This is a genomic window from Cupriavidus lacunae (assembly GCF_003353055.1).
Taxonomy (GTDB): Bacteria; Pseudomonadota; Gammaproteobacteria; order Burkholderiales; family Burkholderiaceae; genus Cupriavidus; species Cupriavidus lacunae.
In genome coordinates this window covers 1-16,581 of sequence record NZ_QKWJ01000025.1, presented here as the reverse complement: position 1 = coordinate 16,581, position 16,581 = coordinate 1, and the positions used below count along the sequence as shown (strand labels likewise).

Below are 16,581 nucleotides of genomic sequence, written 5' to 3'. Positions count from 1 at the left end.
GGCCGAGGGCTTTTCTTTTAGCCCCCCAGGCGTCAGCGCCGCAGGACCGCTCGCATGCCTGGCCTGGTCACTTGCCCTGCACGGAACCCTCGCCCGCTTGCGCTTTCGTGCTGCCATGCCGTGACAGGTCTTTGCGGAACAACGCATAAGGCACCCCCCGCTCCGGATGTGCAGTGGTTTCGTCAACGACGCGCTCGACATCAGGAACCTCGCGCAACGCAGCCATAAACGGCGCGACAGGAAAGCCCGGCGCCACGCAGCCCTGGATTAGTATCCAGCGTTGCCACACCGTCACCCACAAGGTACTCTGCCGCCACGCAGGCAAGCTGGCCGTCAGCCATTGCAGCCGGCGGCGCGTGCTGTCGGCAATCTCCTCATCGTAAGCGAAGGCATTCGGCAGGCGGCAGCGCCCTTCCAGCCAGCAGTGGTTGCCGTGCTCGATGCGATGATGCGAGTCGCGCTTCCACTCAGCTTCATTCACACGTGGGCCGGCGGGCTCGGGGCAGTCAGGAATCGCGGATGAGACCTGGAAAAACGGGTCATGACCGCGATTCTGCAGGTCGTCCTCGGCATGGGTGCCCGGCGTTAGCAGCAGCGCGCAAAGCATGCCCCATTGCATCCTTGAGACAGGGCGCCGGCGAGAAGAGATCGACGTTGTGATGGCCATTGATCAGCTCGTTTCTTGCCCGGTGAAGTCTAGATGTTCCGTCACCATCCGGCCATTCGCTGATGGACGGAATGATGGGCTAAGAATGGCACGCGCACTCACGGGCAGTGCTTGGCGAAAGCTTATCGAGGCGCTTCAGGCAAACAAAAAGCGCCACGGGGAATGACCCTCATGGCGCTTTATGACCCTGCCGTTAGCTGCCGCTAACTCGCAAGGCATTACTGTATACGTGGCGGAGAGAGGGGGATTCGAACCCCCGATAGGCTATTAACCTATACACGCTTTCCAGGCGTGCGACTTAAACCACTCATCCATCTCTCCGGGAAGTCCGAGATTATAGCAGAGTTGTCTGGCGAATCCAGTGCTTCGTCGCCGTATCGCGCCTTACGCAACAGCCCCCGCCCTACCCCTTGCGCAGGTAGCTCACCAGCCGGTCGATCACCGGCGCATTGTGTGGCGTCAGCAGGCTGACGAGGATGGCCACGGCGAAGCCCGCCGGCACACCGAAGGCGCCGGAGGCGATGGGGTCGACGCCGAACCAGCGGTTGCCGAAGATGCCGGTCATGCGGGTGAAGAACGGGTAGTTGACGATGATGTAGTAGACCGCCACGCCCAGTCCGGCGGCCATGCCGGCGACGGCGCCGGCGGCGGTGGTGCGGCGCCAGAAGATGCCGAGGACCAGTACTGGGAAGAAGCTGGAGGCGGCCAGCGAGAAGGCGGCGCCGACCAAGAAGAGGATGTTGCCCGGGCGCAGCGATGTGACGTAAGAGGCGAAAAGCGCGACGGCCAGCAGCACGATCTTGGCAGTGGTGACGCGGCGCTGGTGGCTCGCCTGGCGGTCGACCATGTGATAGAAGACGTCGTGCGAGAGCGCGTTGGCGATGGTCAGCAGCAGGCCGTCGGCGGTGGACAGCGCCGCGGCCAGGGCGCCGGCGGCGATCAGGCCGGAGATCACGTATGGCAGGCCAGCGATTTCCGGGGCGGCCAGCACGATCATGTCGGGCTGCAGCAGGATCTCTGCCCATTGCACGATGCCGTCGCCATTGACATCGCGGATGCTGAACACCGGTGGATCGACCTTGCGCCACTGCACCACCCACTGCGGCAATTCAGCGTAGGGGGTGCCGACCAGGTGCTGGAAGAACTCGTATTTCACCAGCGCTGCCAGCGTGGGCGCTGACACGTACAGCAAGGCGATGCAGAACACGGCCCAGGCGACGGAGTTGCGCGTTTCCTTGACCGACGGCGTGGTGTAGAGCCGCGTCAGGATGTGCGGCAAGCTGGCCGTGCCTACCATCAGGCAGAACACCAGCAAGACGAAATTGAGCCGCTTGGTCTTGCGCTCCTGCTCGGATGCCGCGGGATAGGGTTCGGTGGACGACATCGAATTGCGGCTGCGGGCCAGCGCATCTTCGCGCTGCTGGTTCCATTGCTGCTGCGCGGCCGCGGCGTCGCGCGGGAATTCCAGCCGCTCCCGCTCCAGCGACTTGATCTCGCGCAGCGGGGCGTTGCGCGTGCGCAGGTCCTGCAGGCGCGCGTCGAGCGCGTCGCGCTCCTGCGCGAAGGAATCGGGCAGCCGGGCGATGCGCTCCTGCAGCAGGATGGCCTGCTGCCGGTAATACTCGCGCACGGCCTGCTCGGCGGGCTCGCGCTCCAGCTGCTTTTCGCGCGTGTCGAGCTGCGACAGCAGCGTGCCGTAGCTGAGCTGCGGCAGCGGTTCCTGGTGATGCTTCCAGGCAATCATCGATACCGTGACCAGGAAAGCCACGATCATCATGATGTACTGCGCCACCTGCGTCCACGTGACCGCGCGCATGCCGCCCAGGAACGAGCAGACCAGGATGCCCGCCAGCCCGAAGAAGATCCCGACGGCAAACTCCACGCCGATAAAGCGCGTCACCACCAGCCCCACGCCCTGGATCTGCGCGACCAGGTAAACGAAGGAGCAGAGCGAGGCCGCCAGCACCGCGATCGCACGCACCGGCAGGTTTCCGCCAGGCTTGCCGTTGCCATACCGCGCGGCGAGAAAATCCGGGATGGTGTAGCCGCCGTACTTGCGCAGGTACGGCGCCAGCAGGAAGGCCACCAGACAGTAGCCGCCCGTCCAGCCCATCACATAGGCCAGCCCTTCGTAGCCGGACGAAAACAGGATGCCGGCCAGGCCGATAAAGGACGCCGCGCTCATCCAGTCGGCGGCGATCGCCATGCCGTTGAACATGGCCGGCACGCGCCGCGACGCGACGTAATACTCGCTGAGGTCCGAGGTGCGGCAGATCAGCCCGATGCAGGCATAGATCGCGATGGTGACAAACAGGAAGACGTAGCCCAGCCACAGCCCATCGGCATTGGACTGCTCCAGCAGCCCCATCATGCCGACGAAGCCGAACAACCCCAGCGTGAACAGGCCGTAGTACAGCAGCAACCGTCGGCGAAAGCGCGACTGGGCTTCAGGCATGGGGACGGTCCGTGGTCGGTGGGGAGCTATCGTAACAAACCCGCCGGCGCGCGGGAACGCGGCGGCGGGTTCAGGGTTGCGGTCAGGCCTGCGCTACAGGGTCACTGCGCCTGCTTGAGCTGCTCCAGGATGGCCGGGTTCTCCAGCGTCGAAGTGTCCTGCGTGATCTCCTCCCCCTTGGCCAGCGACCGCAGCAGGCGGCGCATGATCTTGCCCGAGCGCGTCTTGGGCAGGTTGTCGCCAAAGCGGATGTCCTTGGGCTTGGCGATCGGGCCGATCTCCTTGCCGACCCAGTTGCGCAGCTCGGTGGCGATCTTGACGGCCTCGTCGCCATCGGGGCGCGAGCGCTTGAGCACGACGAAGGCGCAGATGGCTTCGCCGGTCATGTCGTCGGGACGGCCCACCACGGCGGCTTCGGCCACCAGCGGGTTGGCGACCAGCGCCGACTCGATTTCCATCGTGCCCATGCGGTGGCCCGAGACGTTCAGCACGTCGTCGATGCGGCCCATGATGGTGAAGTAGCCGGTGTCCTTGTCGCGGATCGAACCGTCGCCGGCCAGGTAGAGCGTGCCGCCGAGCTCTTCGGGGAAATAGCTCTTCTTGAAGCGCTCCGGATCGCCCCAGATGGTGCGGATCATGGCCGGCCACGGGCGCTTGACCACCAGGATGCCGCCGTTGCCGTTGGGCACGTCATGACCGGTCTCGTCGACGATGGCGGCCATGATGCCCGGCAGCGGCAGCGTGCACGAGCCCGGCACCAGCGGCGTGGCGCCCGGCAGCGGCGTGATCATGTGGCCGCCGGTCTCGGTCTGCCAGAAGGTGTCGACGATCGGGCAGTTCTCGTTGCCGATGTTCTTGTAGTACCACATCCAGGCTTCCGGATTGATCGGCTCGCCCACGGTGCCCAGCAGGCGCAGGCTGGACAGGTCGTATTGCCTGGGGTGGATCTTCTCGTCGGCCTCGGCGGCCTTGATCAGCGAGCGGATCGCCGTCGGCGCGGTATAGAAGATGCTGACCTTGTGGCGCGCGATCATGTCCCAGAAGCGGCCGGCGTTCGGGTAGGTCGGCACGCCTTCGAACACCACCTGGGTGGCGCCGGCGGCCAGCGGGCCGTAGGCGATATAGGTGTGGCCGGTGACCCAGCCGATGTCGGCGGTACACCAGAACAGGTCGTCGGGCTTGATGTCGAAGCTCCACTTCATCGTCATCAGCGCCCACAGCAGGTAGCCGCCGGTGCAGTGCTGCACGCCCTTGGGCTTGCCGGTGGAGCCGGAGGTGTAGAGCACGAACAGCGGATGCTCGGCACTGACCGGCTCGGCCTCGCAGGTGTCCGGCTGGTTGGCACTGACGTCTTCCATCCAGCGGTCGCGGCCTTCGGTCCAGGCGACCTTGCCACCGGTGCGGCGGTAGACGATCACGTTCCTGACGGCCTCGCAGCCGCCCAGCGCGAGCGCGTCGTCGGCAATCGCCTTCAGCGGCAGCGCCTTGCCGCCGCGCATCTGCTCGTCGGCGGTGATCAGCGCCACCGCGCCCACGTCCACCAGCCGCTCCTGCAGCGACTTGGCCGAGAACCCGCCGAACACCACCGAGTGCGTGGCGCCCAGGCGCGCGCAGGCCTGCATCGCGACCACGCCTTCGACCGACATCGGCATGTAGATCACCACGCGGTCGCCCTTCCTGATGCCGAGCGACTTCAGGCCGTTGGCGAAGCGGCACACCTTGCCGTGCAGTTCGCGGTAGGTGACGCGGGTCACGGTGCCGTCATCGGCCTCGAACACGATGGCGACCTTGTCGGCGTTGCCGTTTTGCAGGTTGCGGTCCAGGCAGTTGTAGGAGGCATTGAGCTCGCCGTCCTCGAACCACTTGTAGAACGGCGCGTTGCTCTCGTCCAGCACCTTGGTGAAGGGCTTGTTCCAGTGCAGCAGCTCGCGTGCGTGGCGGGCCCAGAAGCCTTCGTAGTCGCGCTCGGCTTCGTCGCACAGGGCGCGGTAGGCCTCCATGCTGGGGATCGCGGCCTGACTGGCGAAGGCCTCGGGCGGGTTGAACACGCGATGCTCTTGCATCACCGATTCGATGGTGGACATGGACTTGTCTCCTGACTTTGAACTGGCTTTGGCTGCCAAGGTACGCCCGACGGCTTACTTAAACCTGACGGTCGGCGGGGAACACAGCTCCCCCGCATGCTGCAGCGCAACGGGGCAGCCGCGCCGCCCGGCGCGAATGTGCAGCCTTCTCCATTAGGCTAGCACAGCTATAATGGCCGCGGACCCGATACCCGAACGCGGCGCTCTCCCTTGCCGCCTTCGACCGGCACAGAGGCTGCCGCGCCGACCGCCGGCCCGCCCGCCGGACCACCAAGGCAAGTATCCCGTGCCCGCCAATGCGCCTGCTTTCGCACCCGTCTACGCCCTTTTCCTGATCGCCTCCATGGCGCTGGTCGGCAGCAATGTGGGGCTCGGCAAATCGATCATCGCGCATGTGCCGGTGCTGCTGTTCGCGCTGCTGCGCTTTGTCATTGCCATCGTCTGCCTGGCGCCCTGGTACCGGCCCGCGCGCATGCGCCGGGTCTCGCGCGGGGAATGGCTGAACCTGTTCCTGCAGGCGTTCTTCGGCACCTTCCTGTTTACGCTGCTGATGCTCAATGGCGTGCGGCTGACCAGCGCCATGGCCGCCGGCGTGATCACCAGCACCATCCCCGCGACGGTGGCAATCCTGTCGTGGCTGCTGCTGCGCGAACGGCTGTCGCGGCGCACGGTGCTGTCGGTGCTGCTGGCGATGACCGGCATCGCGGTGCTCAACATCGCCCGGGGCGATTCCCACGGCGCGGGCAATGGCAGCCAGGCATGGCTGGGCAACCTGATGATCATGGGCGCGGTGGTGTGCGAATCGATCTACGTGATCCTGTCGCGCCGGCTCACGCAGACGCTGGCCGCGATCGAGATCTGCGCCTATACGCACCTGATCGGCGGGCTGCTGATGCTGCCGCTGGGGCTGGTCCCGCTGCTGAGCTTCGATGCCGCTGCGGTGCCGGCGCAGACCTGGCTGATGGTGCTGTGGTACGCGCTGTCGGCCAGCGTGTTCTCGTTCTGGCTGTGGATGAAGGGCATCCGCCATGTGCCGGCGCAGCTGGCAGGGGTGTTCACCTCGGTGCTGCCAGTGGCGGCTGCCACCTATGGCATCGTCTTCCTGGGCGAGCAGCCGGGCTGGCCGCATGGGGTAGCGCTGGTGTGCGTGCTGGCCGGGATCGTGCTGGCCAGCTGGCCGGGGCGGCTGGCGCGCGCCGCCTGGCGCAGCAAACCCGCCGGTGCGGACGGCGGCGCGGCTGGATGAGTGTGGCGATCCACCTGGCGTTCCTGCTGTCGGCTATCGCCATGGCCTGGGTGGACCGGATGGTGTCGCACCCGGCCGGCCCCACGGGAAGCCAGAATCACATCAAGAAATACAGGCGTTTTGTCCTTGCAAAACCGCGGCCATGTGCCGCGGTTTTTGCTTTCAGGCCGGCCACCCCGGCCAAGGCACCGCTTGCTGCACATTATCGGTTGTGGACGGATGTATGCAACCGGGCAGAGCGCCCCGGCTCAGTGTATGATTTCAGGCTGTGTTTCACCGCTGCCCTCCCCCACAAAATGACTGTCATCAAGCAAGAAGACCTCATCCAGAGCGTCGCCGACTCCCTGCAGTACATCAGCTACTACCACCCGATGGACTACATCACCAGCCTGGGCCGCGCCTATGAGCTGGAGCAGAGCCCGGCGGCCAAGGACGCGATTGCGCAGATCCTGACCAACAGCCGCATGTGCGCCGAGGGCAAGCGCCCGATCTGCCAGGACACCGGCATCGTCACGATCTTCGTCAAGGTGGGGATGGACGTGCGCTGGGACGGCGCCACCATGGGCCTGACCGACATGATCAACGAAGGTGTGCGCCGCGGCTACACGCACCCCGACAACGTGCTGCGCGCCTCGATCGTCAGCCCGCCCGAAGGCGCCCGCAAGAACACCAAGGACAACACCCCGGCCGTGATCCACTACGAAGTGGTGCCGGGCAATACCGTCGACATCCAGGTCGCGGCCAAGGGCGGCGGCTCGGAGAACAAGTCCAAGTTCGTCATGCTGAACCCGTCCGACTCGATCGTCGACTGGGTGCTCAAGACCGTGCCGACCATGGGCGCCGGCTGGTGCCCGCCGGGCATGCTGGGCATCGGCATCGGCGGCACCGCCGAAAAGGCGATGGTGATGGCCAAGGAATCGCTGATGGAGTCCATCGACATCCAGGACATCATCGCCCGCGGCCCGAAGGACTGGGTCGAGGAACTGCGCGTCGAGCTTTACGAGAAGGTCAACGCGCTGGGCATCGGCGCCCAGGGCCTGGGCGGCCTGGCCACCGTGCTGGACGTCAAGATCATGGCCAGCCCGACGCACGCCGCATCCAAGCCGGTCGCGATGATCCCCAACTGCGCCGCCACCCGCCACGTGCACTTCACCCTGGACGGCAGCGGCCCGGCCAGGCTGGAAGCGCCTGACCTGTCGCAATGGCCGCAGGTGGAGTGGGCACCGAACACCGAGACCTCCAAGCGCGTCGACCTGAACACGCTGACGCCGGAAGAAGTGGCCTCGTGGAAGCCGGGCCAGACCCTGCTGCTCAACGGCAAGATGCTGACCGGCCGCGACGCCGCGCACAAGCGCATCGCCGACATGCTGGCCAAGGGCGAGAGGCTGCCGGTGGACTTCAAGAACCGCGTGATCTACTACGTCGGCCCGGTCGATCCGGTGCGCGACGAGGCGGTCGGCCCGGCCGGCCCCACCACCGCCACGCGCATGGACAAGTTCACCGAGATGATGCTGGCCGAAACCGGCCTGATCTCGATGATCGGCAAGGCCGAGCGCGGCCCGGTGGCGATCGAGGCGATCAAGAAGCACAAGTCGGCCTACCTGATGGCCGTGGGCGGCGCCGCCTACCTGGTGGCCAAGGCGATCAAGGAAGCCAGGGTGGTCGGCTTCGAAGACCTGGGCATGGAAGCCATCTACGAGTTCGACGTCAAGGACATGCCCGTGACCGTCGCCGTGGACAGCGAAGGCACCTCGGTGCACAAGACCGGCCCCGCCGAATGGCAGGCCAAGATCGGCAAGATCCCGGTCGCCGCGCTGTAAAGCCGGCAAGACGGTAGAATCTGCCGTCGCGCTCGAAAAAACCGGGCTACGACCCGGTTTTTTTCTGCCCTTGTTCTTGTCGCCCTCGCATCCCCGCATCCTCGTGAACCCCGCACCCATCGGCGTCTTCGATTCCGGCCTTGGCGGCCTGTCCGTGCTGCGCGAGATCCGCGCGCAGCTGCCCCATGAATCGCTGCTGTACCTGGCGGATTCAAAATACGCGCCCTATGGCGAGAAGCCCGAGGCGTTTGTCGAGGCGCGCACGCTGCAGGCCTGCGAATGGCTGCTCGGCCAGGGTTGCAAGGCGCTGGTGATCGCCTGCAATACCGCCACCATGCATGCGGTGCAGACGCTGCGCGAGCGGCTGACGGTGCCGATCATCGGCGTCGAGCCGGGCCTGAAGCCCGCCGCCGCCGCCAGCCGCAGCAAGGTCGTGGGCGTGCTGGCCACCGCCAATACCCTCAAGAGCGCCAAGTTCGCGCGGCTGCTGGCATCGCTGGAAGGCGAAAGCCGCTTCCTGTGCGAGGCGGGCCTGGGCCTGGTGTCCTTGATCGAACAGGGTGAGACCGATGGCCCGGCCGTGCGCCAGCGCCTGGACGCCTACCTGACCCCGATGCTGGAAGCCGGCGCCGACACACTGGTGCTGGGCTGCACCCACTACCCTTTTCTCTCCGGCACCATCCGGGCGATGGTTGGCGACCAGCTTGCGCTGGTCGACACCGGCAGCGCCATCGCGCGCCAGCTGGCGCGCAAGCTGGCCGAGCACAAGCTGGCCGCCGCGCCCGATGCCACGACGCACGACCGCTTTGCCTCCACCAAGGACGCCACGCACCTGCGCGCGATGGCAGCCTCGCTGCTGCAGGTGGACGCGGATACGGAAACGGTGGTGATCGAGCCGGCGCCGGCGCTCTGACCGGCGCCTTCCCCTACTGCAGGAAGCCCAGCGGCCGGTGCTCGCGCACCTCGGGCTTGATCGCATGCTCCTGGCGCAGCTGCGCCAGGAATTCATCGGGCGTCAGCGCCTCGCCCAGCAGCACGCACTGGCGCTTGACCGTGGCAAAGTCGCCCGGCGTCAGGCAATCCATCGTATCGAGCTCACGGCGCATGCTGTCGGTCAGGCCGGCGGCGTCGCCGTCGAGCGCCTCGTCGACAAACATTGCCACGCGCTGCGAGGGCTTGAGCGCCAGGAAGCGGATCTTGAACGAGAAACGCCGCAGCGCGGCCTCGTCGATGCGGTCGAACAGGTTGGTGGTGCAGATAAAGATGCCGTTGAAGCGCTCCATGCCCTGCAGCATCTCGTTGACCTCGGAGATCTCATAGTTGCGCACCGCCTGCTGGCGGCTCTGCATGAAGCTGTCGGCCTCGTCCAGCAGCAGCACCGCGCCGTCCTCTTCGGCGCGCGCGAACATGGCGGCGATCTGCTGCTCGGTCTCGCCCACATACTTGCTCATCAGGTCCGAGGCGCGGCGGATCATCAGCGGCAGGTCCAGCTCGGCCGCCATATGCTCGGCCAGCGCGGTCTTGCCGGTGCCGGGCGGACCATAGAAGCACAGCGTGCCGCGCTGGCGCACGCGCAGCGCGTCGACCATCTTGACCACCTCGTAGCGGGTTTCCAGGTGCAGGTTCTCCAGCCGGTAGTGCGTGACCACCGGCCGCGCCTCGGCCTCGGGGCGCAGCCCCATGGCGCGGTCGGCGTGTTCCAGCTGGCGCAGGATCAGCGCTTCCACCGGTTCTTCCACGTCGGGCCGTGCCAGTTCGACAAAGCGCGCGGCCGACTGCACCTGTGCCGGCGTCAGCGTCTTGCGCCCGGCCAGGCCGGTGATGAAGGCGTCGCTGACATCCAGGCCGCCCAGGTGCTTGCGGATGATGTTCTCGCGCACCAGCGGCGGCGGGATTTTCAGCTCAAGGTGGAACTGGAAGCGGCGCAGGTAGGCCGGGTCGATCTGCCGGATCGAATTCGAGATCCAGATCACCGGCACCGGGTTCTGCTCAAGCGTCTGGTTGACCCAGGCCTTGCCGTTGACCGAGGCGCGCGTATCTTCCTGGCCGAACAGGCTCATCAGCTCGCGCGCGCTGCCGGGGAAGACGTCTTCTACCTCGTCGAACAGCAGCGCGGTATGGGCGCGCCCGCGCAGGAAGGCCTGCGACACCTGCAGCGAGCGGTAGCGGTCCTTGCCCGACAGGCTGTTGCCGTCGCGGTCCAAACAATCCACCTCATACAGCTCGCAGCCGGCCTCGCGCGCCAGCAGCCGCGCGAACTCGGTCTTGCCGGTGCCGGGCGGGCCGTAGATCAGCACATTGACGCCGCTGGCATGCTGGCGCGTGGCATTGGCCAGCAGCGCGCAAAGGTAGCGGGCATCGGTCTCGACATGCGGATAGTCGGCAGTGGTCAGCGTGGGCGGCGCGGCCGGGCGCGTGAACACCGCCATCATCTCGGCCTCGTTGGCATAGTTGCCAAGCAGCACGTGCAGCAGCCGGTCCGAGAGCCGCATCAGGTCGCCCAGGTCGGTCACGCTGTTTTCCGGCAGCGGCTGCTCGATCAGGTTCAGGGTCTCCAGCCGTGAGCCTGGCCGCAGCGAAGCGGCCACGTCGGCCGCACCGGCGCCGGTCAGCCCGGCCAGGATCTGGAATGCCTCCTGGCTGTGCGCCACCTTGCAGTCCACCATCACCGCGCGCAGGTCGCGCTTGTACTTGGCCAGCGCCGCATACAGCAGCAGCTTGCGCTCGTGCTCGGGCAGGTCCAGTACATGGCTGAGCATGTCGATATTGCGCACCAGCAGCACGCGCTCGCCTTCCAGGCGCTGGGCGATGGCAGCGGCCGAGGCATCGAACACGGCGAACATGTCCTTGGCGTGGTGCTTGACGTACTCGTCCAGGTAATAGAACAGCGCGCTTTCGTCGAAGGCGCTGTTCCACTGGCCGTGGCGGTCAAGGAATTCTTCCGGGCTCAGGCGGCCGGTGCCCTTCCACGCAGGCATGTCGGCGCAGCGCGCGGCCAGGAAGCGCTGCACGCGCAGCACCACGCCGTACGGCCACACCATTTCCTGCGCGCTGACGGTCAGGACGTCGTTGATATTGCTGCGCAGGTTGAAGCGCGGGCCCAGTGCGCAGACCACGCGCAGGGCAAACTGGGCGCACATCCAGTCCAGCGCTGAACTGGACGACGTGCCAGGCATGGAGCGCAGAATCGTCGATCGGTCATCTTCAGCAAAACGTGTGAAGTCCATGGACGGGTCCCTGAATGCGCTATGCGCGATGGCGGGGCCGCGACCGGCGCACCGCCACGTCTGCTGTTTCTTCCTATGCTAGCGCGCTTTGATGCCATTCGCGCATGCCCGTGCGCAACGGGCGCCAGCGACTGTGGCCTGGGGCACCGAAGCGCAGCAAGGTGCCAGGGCGCCAATGCGCGCGCACCACTGTCTGACCTCCGTAACTACTGTCTGGACTTGCCGGTATAACGTGCCAGGGCGGAAAATTCCAGTTGCGACGCACAAATCACAACAAATAAGAATCATTATCGTTTATACTAAGCAGCTGACACGCTGCCCCAGAGTGGCGCTCCCACGGCAACCGAGTTGAAGGAGCGTTTATCATGGAATTGCTGCTTAGCCTGCTGGTCGGTTGCGGCATCTCGCTGATCCTGTTCTATCGCAAGTGACGCGCACAGCCGCTGCGGTGCCGCCGCCGGCAGACTTTTGTTGTTGACACATGTTCGACCAACGCTTCTTCAAGATTACGCTCGCCGTACTGCTGTTCCACGTCGGCCTGCTCTACCTGATCCAGAGCGGCCTGGGCCGCAAGCTCACCGAGGCCGTGATCGCGCCCGAGATCATCGCGCGCATCATTCCACTGGAGCCTCCCAGGCAGGAAGCCCCGCCGGCGCCGCCCAAATCCCAGCCCAAGCAGGAAACCCCGCCCAAGCAGGTGAAGGTGACCACGCCCAAGCCGACCCCGCCGCAGCCCAGGCCGACCCCGCAGCCGGTGGCCAGCCTGCCGCCGACGCCGAATGCGCCCGAGGCCCCGCCCGCGCCGCCCGCACCCCCGGCACCGGCCCCTGAACCCGCCCCGGCACCAGTATCCGCCGCGCCGCGCGCCGTCGGCATCGGCGAAATCCAGTGCACGCCGCCGCAACCGAAGTATCCTGCCCAGTCGCGCCGCATGGGCGAGACCGGCAAGGCCGTGGTGCGCCTGACCACCGACGAGGGCGGCAAGGTCGTGAAGACTGCCGTGGTGTCGTCGAGCGGATCGTCGCGGCTGGACCAGGCCGCGGTGGAAGCCGTGCAGGGCATGCGCTGCAAACCATACCTGGACAACGGCCGTGCCGTTGCCGTCACGGCGCAGCAGCCGATCGGCTTCGAACTGAACTGACCCCGATTTCCGATCTCTGATCTATCTGACTGATCTGACCTAAACCAAGCGAACTCACCAGGAACCAACACATGCAGGACCTCGGACTCTCCCACCTCTGGACGCAAGGCGACTTCGTCATGCGTGCGACCGCGATCATTCTGCTGATCATGTCGCTCTCCTCATGGATCGTGATCCTTACCAAGGCGTGGGATCTGGTGCGCCTGAAGAAGATGGCGCATGGCGCGGAAAAGCGTTTCTGGCACTCGGACGACTTCGACCACGCCCTCGAAACCCTGGGCGCCAGCGATGCCAACCCGTTCCGCACGCTGGCCGTTGCCGGCAAGGAAGCGGCCCAGCACCATCGCGCCAGCCAGCCGCAACTGCACGACGTGATGGACATCTCCGACTGGCTGACCCGTTCGCTCAAGAGCTCCATCGATGACTCGGTGGCGCATATGCAGTCGGGCCTGGCAGTGCTGGCCTCGGTGGGCTCGACCGCACCGTTCGTCGGCCTGTTCGGCACCGTGTGGGGCATCTACCACGCGCTGATCGGCATCGGCGCCTCGGGCGTGCCGACCATCGACAAGGTTGCCGGCCCCGTGGGCGAGGCGCTGATCATGACCGCCTTCGGCCTGGCCGTGGCAATTCCCGCGGTGCTGGGCTATAACGCCCTCACCCGCGGCAACAAGTCGGTGATCTCGAAGCTCAACCGCTTTGCCCACGACCTGCACGCCTACTTCGTCACCGGCGCGCGCGTGCGCCCCAGCGGCGCCCGCACCGAGGACGGCACCGTGCGCCTGGCCGCGGCACAGCGCTAAACCGCTAGCAAGGAAGTCATCATGGCATTCGGTACTCTCGACGGCGACGACGACGAGGTGATGAGCGAGATCAACATGACGCCGCTGGTCGACGTCATGCTGGTGCTGCTGATCATCTTCATCATCACCATCCCCGTGATCAACCACGCGGTGAAGATCGACCTGCCGCGCGCCACCAACACCCCGAACGACCCGAAGCCGCAGAGCATCAACGTCTCGATCGACGCCAGCGGCAAGGTCTTCTGGAACCAGGTGGAGGTGGACCAGGCGAAGCTGGAAAGCAATATCGCGCTGGCCGCGCAGCAGCAGCCGCAGCCTGAGCTGCACCTGCGCGCCGACCGCGAGGTGCGCTACGAGCGCGTGGCCGAGGTCATGGCCGCCGCGCAGCACGGCGGCCTGGGCAAGATCGGCTTTATCACCGAACCCAGGCACTAAGCGGGCGCCGCCAGGCGCTTGCGGAACGACAAAGGGCAACTCAGGGTGCCCTTTGTCGTTCCGCGTGCCCTTCCAGCCAGTTCATAGCCGTTGTCCGAATCTTAGTCGAAGGCTATTGTAATGATAACAATTCTCATTTAATATCATTCCATCGACTGCGCCACGAGCGGCGCGCCCTCCCCTGATTGCCCTCCCTTATTGCAGAACGGAGCCAGATGATGAGCACACTTACCCTGCCGCTGTCGCAACCGCGCGAAGTCACCCGCCGCCGGCTGTCACTGCGCCGCGTCGAGGTGGCCGCGCAACCGCGCCGTGAGGCCGGCGCGAAGGCCGCGCCGTCGGCCATCGCTTCCGTGAAGTCCGCCGTGGCGGCGCTGCCCGCCCGCCTGGAGGCGCTGGTGCGCGACAGCCTGTCGTCGGCGCCGGCCGGCGAGCCGGTGGCGCTGGATGCCATCATGCGCGGCGCCAATACCCTGCCGATCCTGCATAACGGCGAGGTCTACACGCTGCGCGTGACGCGCTACGGCAAGCTGATCCTGACGAAATGACGCGGCCCCGCGGCGCTGCCGCGAGGCGGAAGCCAAAGGGAAACGATCGAGACCCGCGCCGCGCGCGGGCGCCACACAGGTGGCAGTAAAGACTTTTGTGGGGACCACCTCGGAACGAGGTGTTGGGTAGTAGCTAGGTAGTGTTCGCGGGCGGGATTCAGACCCCACGCCAGGCCGACCGCACCCAGCCATGCCCTCTTTTATGCCGCCCCGCAGGCCATGCCTGCGGGGCTTTTTCATGCGCCGGCGCGATGGTCAGCCCAAGCGCCGGCGCATTGGTAGGCCAATGGCCTTACAGGCCCAGCGCGGCGATGCCGGCACGCGCGATCTGCGCGTCTTCGGTCGACTTCACGCCCGACACGCCCACGGCACCAACCACCTGCTCATTGCAGACGATGGGCACGCCGCCCTCCAGCATGCCTTGCAGCAGGGGCGCCGTCATGAACGATTGGCGGCCGTTGTTGATCATGTCTTCATAGATCTTCGACTCACGGCGGCCCAGCGCCGAGGTACGGGCCTTCTCACTGGCGATATAGGCCGAGATCGGTGCGGCACCGTCGAGGCGCTGCATGGCCAGCATATGGCCGCCGTCGTCGACCACGACGATGGACACGGCCCAGTGATGGTTCTTCGCCTCGGTTTCCGCTGCGGCCATGACCTTCTTCACGTCGTCTGCCGTCAGAACCGTCTTTTGCTGCATGCCACTCTCCTGGTCATTCATTTGGTTGAGGCCGAAGTATAGCGCCGCACCCCCGCCATCGTCAGGCAGGCGCACCGCCGCGACCTGTGCCGGGGTGCGCCCCACAGCAAAATGGCCCGCGCGAGGCGGGCCATTTGTCATGCGGGCACGGTTCCGGGATCAGGCGCCGTCGGTGAACGGATCGGGCTTGCCCAGCTTGGCGCCGTCGGTGTACGGGTCGGCCTTGCTGACGCGGGCGCCATCGGTGAACGGATCCGGCTTGCCCACCCTGGCACCGTCGGTGTACGGATCGACTGCGCCGATCTTGGCGCCGTCCAGATACGGGTCGACCTTGCCGACTGCGGCGAACGAGGCGTTGGACACAGTGCCCAGCACCGCCAGCGCGGCGGCGGCAACAACGGCTTGCTTGATCTTCATGATGGGATTCCCCTTGCTTCTTGGTTGGTCCAGGCACCGCGGAGGCCACGAAGCAGGCGTCATCACGATGTCATGGGCCTAGTTTAGGGGAAAACCCTTATATCGATAGAGGTGATCCTTTGAGCAGTCCGTTCAAATATTTTGACGGCGATCAGAAAGACGTAAATTTGCTGGAACTGCCCTGTGGTCTTCATGTCGCAGTGCCGCAAGAAAAAGAGAAGGGGCCCTGGAGGGCCCCTTCTCTTTCAAAAAGCTTGCTTGGTACGCGCCATCAGTCGTCGCGCCAACGGCCGTGACCATGACCATGGCCATGACGGTATCCCGGCGGGCCATAGTAGCCGCCACGGTAGCCACCGTAATAGCGCGGCGGGCCATAGTAGCCCGGACCGTAATAGACCGGACGCGGGGCATAGTAGACCGGCGCCGGGGCAACGACCACGGGCGGCGGGCCATAGTAGACCGGAGCGGGCGGATAGTAGGCCGGCGCGCCAATCACCACGCCCGGCACGCCGACCGCCACGCCGACGCTTACATGGGCCATTGCTGCCCCAGACGCCAACCCGGCCGCGATACCGAATGCTGCGAGCCACCAACGTTTCATATCCGCCTCTCAATGTGAGATTTCTCTTAATTGGTATTGTAGAGGTTCGGAAATTTCCAGGTGCAACCGCGCACACGACATTGTTACCAGCCGTAACAATGCCGTCACTTCTACGCAGTGCGGCCCCGGATTGCGCCACTTGCCGGCACCCTCTCCCGCTGCGCGCTTGCATCCGGGATGCGAAGCCACCACAATACCGGGCTTGCCGTGCGGCCGTGGAGAAATTGGTAGACTCAGCAGACTTAAAATCTGCCGCCTTTCCAGGCTTACGGGTTCGAGTCCCGTCGGCCGCACCAGGGCGCATGTCCGCCCCTTCAGCCTCCAGAGAAACGAATTGAAGACGGCTACCGTGAGGGTGCCATTATCATGAAGCTGTCCCCACGGGATGGATCTGGAAGCCGAGGGCAGTCGCGCGGCGCCGTAGCGCGGCGATGCTGCGC

Annotated in this window: 14 protein-coding genes and 2 tRNA genes; 8 read left to right on the top strand and 8 right to left on the bottom strand. The window is 65.8% G+C overall.

Annotated features, from left to right (window positions below):
- Window positions 1–67: 67 nt before the first annotated feature.
- The 4 genes from DN412_RS20000 to acs form a co-directional block, all read right to left on the bottom strand.
- Window positions 68–619 carry a BON domain-containing protein gene (locus DN412_RS20000; protein WP_244222715.1) on the bottom strand — a complete coding sequence of 184 codons (552 nt, stop codon included), beginning with the start codon at window positions 617–619 and terminating at the stop codon, window positions 68–70.
- Window positions 620–897: 278 nt separating this feature from the next.
- A tRNA-Ser gene (locus DN412_RS19995) sits at window positions 898–988 on the bottom strand.
- A gap of 82 nt (window positions 989–1,070) precedes the next feature.
- Window positions 1,071–3,122 carry a VC_2705 family sodium/solute symporter gene (locus DN412_RS19990; protein ID WP_115213186.1) on the bottom strand — a complete coding sequence of 684 codons (2,052 nt, stop codon included), beginning with the start codon at window positions 3,120–3,122 and terminating at the stop codon, window positions 1,071–1,073.
- A 101-nt stretch (window positions 3,123–3,223) separates the two neighbouring features.
- On the bottom strand, window positions 3,224–5,206 hold the full coding sequence (acs, locus tag DN412_RS19985; RefSeq protein ID WP_115213185.1) for an acetate--CoA ligase: 1,983 nt from the start codon (window positions 5,204–5,206) through the stop codon (window positions 3,224–3,226).
- Window positions 5,207–5,492: 286 nt separating this feature from the next.
- Here acs and DN412_RS19980 point away from each other — a divergent pair, with 286 nt between their 5' ends.
- From DN412_RS19980 to murI, 3 genes are all read left to right on the top strand, one after another.
- Entirely contained in the window at window positions 5,493–6,452 is a 960-nt protein-coding gene (locus DN412_RS19980; RefSeq protein ID WP_115213184.1) for a DMT family transporter, read from the top strand.
- Window positions 6,453–6,748: 296 nt separating this feature from the next.
- Window positions 6,749–8,272, top strand: coding sequence for a fumarate hydratase (locus DN412_RS19975; RefSeq protein ID WP_115213241.1), 1,524 nt, complete (start codon window positions 6,749–6,751; stop codon window positions 8,270–8,272).
- Window positions 8,273–8,375: 103 nt separating this feature from the next.
- Window positions 8,376–9,185, top strand: a complete 810-nt coding sequence (gene murI, locus DN412_RS19970) for a glutamate racemase (RefSeq protein ID WP_115213240.1) — start codon at window positions 8,376–8,378, stop codon at window positions 9,183–9,185.
- A gap of 13 nt (window positions 9,186–9,198) precedes the next feature.
- On the opposite strand, the gene DN412_RS19965 is transcribed toward murI, so the two are convergent.
- Window positions 9,199–11,499, bottom strand: a complete 2,301-nt coding sequence (locus DN412_RS19965) for an AAA family ATPase (protein ID WP_115213183.1) — start codon at window positions 11,497–11,499, stop codon at window positions 9,199–9,201.
- Between the two features lie 481 nt (window positions 11,500–11,980).
- Here DN412_RS19965 and DN412_RS19960 point away from each other — a divergent pair, with 481 nt between their 5' ends.
- From DN412_RS19960 to DN412_RS19945, 4 genes are all read left to right on the top strand, one after another.
- Window positions 11,981–12,640: an energy transducer TonB gene (locus DN412_RS19960; protein ID WP_115213182.1), complete on the top strand. Its 660-nt coding sequence runs from the start codon at window positions 11,981–11,983 to the stop codon at window positions 12,638–12,640.
- Window positions 12,641–12,711: 71 nt separating this feature from the next.
- Window positions 12,712–13,440, top strand: coding sequence for a MotA/TolQ/ExbB proton channel family protein (locus tag DN412_RS19955; RefSeq protein ID WP_115213181.1), 729 nt, complete (start codon window positions 12,712–12,714; stop codon window positions 13,438–13,440).
- Between the two features lie 21 nt (window positions 13,441–13,461).
- Window positions 13,462–13,875 (top strand): ExbD/TolR family protein, encoded by a 414-nt coding sequence (locus DN412_RS19950; protein WP_115213180.1) that lies wholly within the window; start codon window positions 13,462–13,464, stop codon window positions 13,873–13,875.
- Between the two features lie 218 nt (window positions 13,876–14,093).
- Window positions 14,094–14,423, top strand: coding sequence for a hemin uptake protein HemP (locus DN412_RS19945; RefSeq protein ID WP_115213179.1), 330 nt, complete (start codon window positions 14,094–14,096; stop codon window positions 14,421–14,423).
- Between the two features lie 292 nt (window positions 14,424–14,715).
- Here DN412_RS19945 and DN412_RS19940 read toward each other — a convergent pair whose 3' ends face one another.
- The 3 genes from DN412_RS19940 to DN412_RS19930 all read right to left on the bottom strand — a co-directional run bounded on the left by DN412_RS19940 (window position 14,716) and on the right by DN412_RS19930 (window position 16,141).
- On the bottom strand, window positions 14,716–15,123 hold the full coding sequence (locus DN412_RS19940) for a heme-binding protein (protein WP_115213239.1): 408 nt from the start codon (window positions 15,121–15,123) through the stop codon (window positions 14,716–14,718).
- Between the two features lie 159 nt (window positions 15,124–15,282).
- Window positions 15,283–15,540, bottom strand: coding sequence for a hypothetical protein (locus DN412_RS19935; RefSeq protein WP_115213178.1), 258 nt, complete (start codon window positions 15,538–15,540; stop codon window positions 15,283–15,285).
- 271 nt (window positions 15,541–15,811) lie between these two features.
- Complete coding sequence (locus DN412_RS19930) at window positions 15,812–16,141, bottom strand: hypothetical protein (protein ID WP_115213177.1); 330 nt, start codon at window positions 16,139–16,141, stop codon at window positions 15,812–15,814.
- Between the two features lie 209 nt (window positions 16,142–16,350).
- Here DN412_RS19930 and DN412_RS19925 point away from each other — a divergent pair.
- Window positions 16,351–16,437, top strand: a tRNA-Leu gene (locus tag DN412_RS19925).
- The last annotated feature ends 144 nt before the right edge of the window (window positions 16,438–16,581 follow it).

What these genes read in the sequence shown, in the direction of transcription:
- DN412_RS19990 (WP_115213186.1), bottom strand. Translation starts at nt 3,122, where the DNA reads ATGCCTGAAGCCCAGTCGCGCTTTCGCCGACGGTTGCTGCTGTACTAC.
- DN412_RS19930 (WP_115213177.1), bottom strand. Translation starts at nt 16,141, where the DNA reads ATGAAACGTTGGTGGCTCGCAGCATTCGGTATCGCGGCCGGGTTGGCG.
- DN412_RS19945 (WP_115213179.1), top strand. Translation starts at nt 14,094, where the DNA reads ATGAGCACACTTACCCTGCCGCTGTCGCAACCGCGCGAAGTCACCCGC.
- DN412_RS19950 (WP_115213180.1), top strand. Translation starts at nt 13,462, where the DNA reads ATGGCATTCGGTACTCTCGACGGCGACGACGACGAGGTGATGAGCGAG.
- acs (WP_115213185.1), bottom strand. Translation starts at nt 5,206, where the DNA reads ATGTCCACCATCGAATCGGTGATGCAAGAGCATCGCGTGTTCAACCCG.
- DN412_RS20000 (WP_244222715.1), bottom strand. Translation starts at nt 619, where the DNA reads ATGCAATGGGGCATGCTTTGCGCGCTGCTGCTAACGCCGGGCACCCAT.
- DN412_RS19955 (WP_115213181.1), top strand. Translation starts at nt 12,712, where the DNA reads ATGCAGGACCTCGGACTCTCCCACCTCTGGACGCAAGGCGACTTCGTC.
- DN412_RS19965 (WP_115213183.1), bottom strand. Translation starts at nt 11,499, where the DNA reads ATGGACTTCACACGTTTTGCTGAAGATGACCGATCGACGATTCTGCGC.
- DN412_RS19935 (WP_115213178.1), bottom strand. Translation starts at nt 15,540, where the DNA reads ATGAAGATCAAGCAAGCCGTTGTTGCCGCCGCCGCGCTGGCGGTGCTG.
- DN412_RS19960 (WP_115213182.1), top strand. Translation starts at nt 11,981, where the DNA reads ATGTTCGACCAACGCTTCTTCAAGATTACGCTCGCCGTACTGCTGTTC.
- DN412_RS19940 (WP_115213239.1), bottom strand. Translation starts at nt 15,123, where the DNA reads ATGCAGCAAAAGACGGTTCTGACGGCAGACGACGTGAAGAAGGTCATG.
- DN412_RS19975 (WP_115213241.1), top strand. Translation starts at nt 6,749, where the DNA reads ATGACTGTCATCAAGCAAGAAGACCTCATCCAGAGCGTCGCCGACTCC.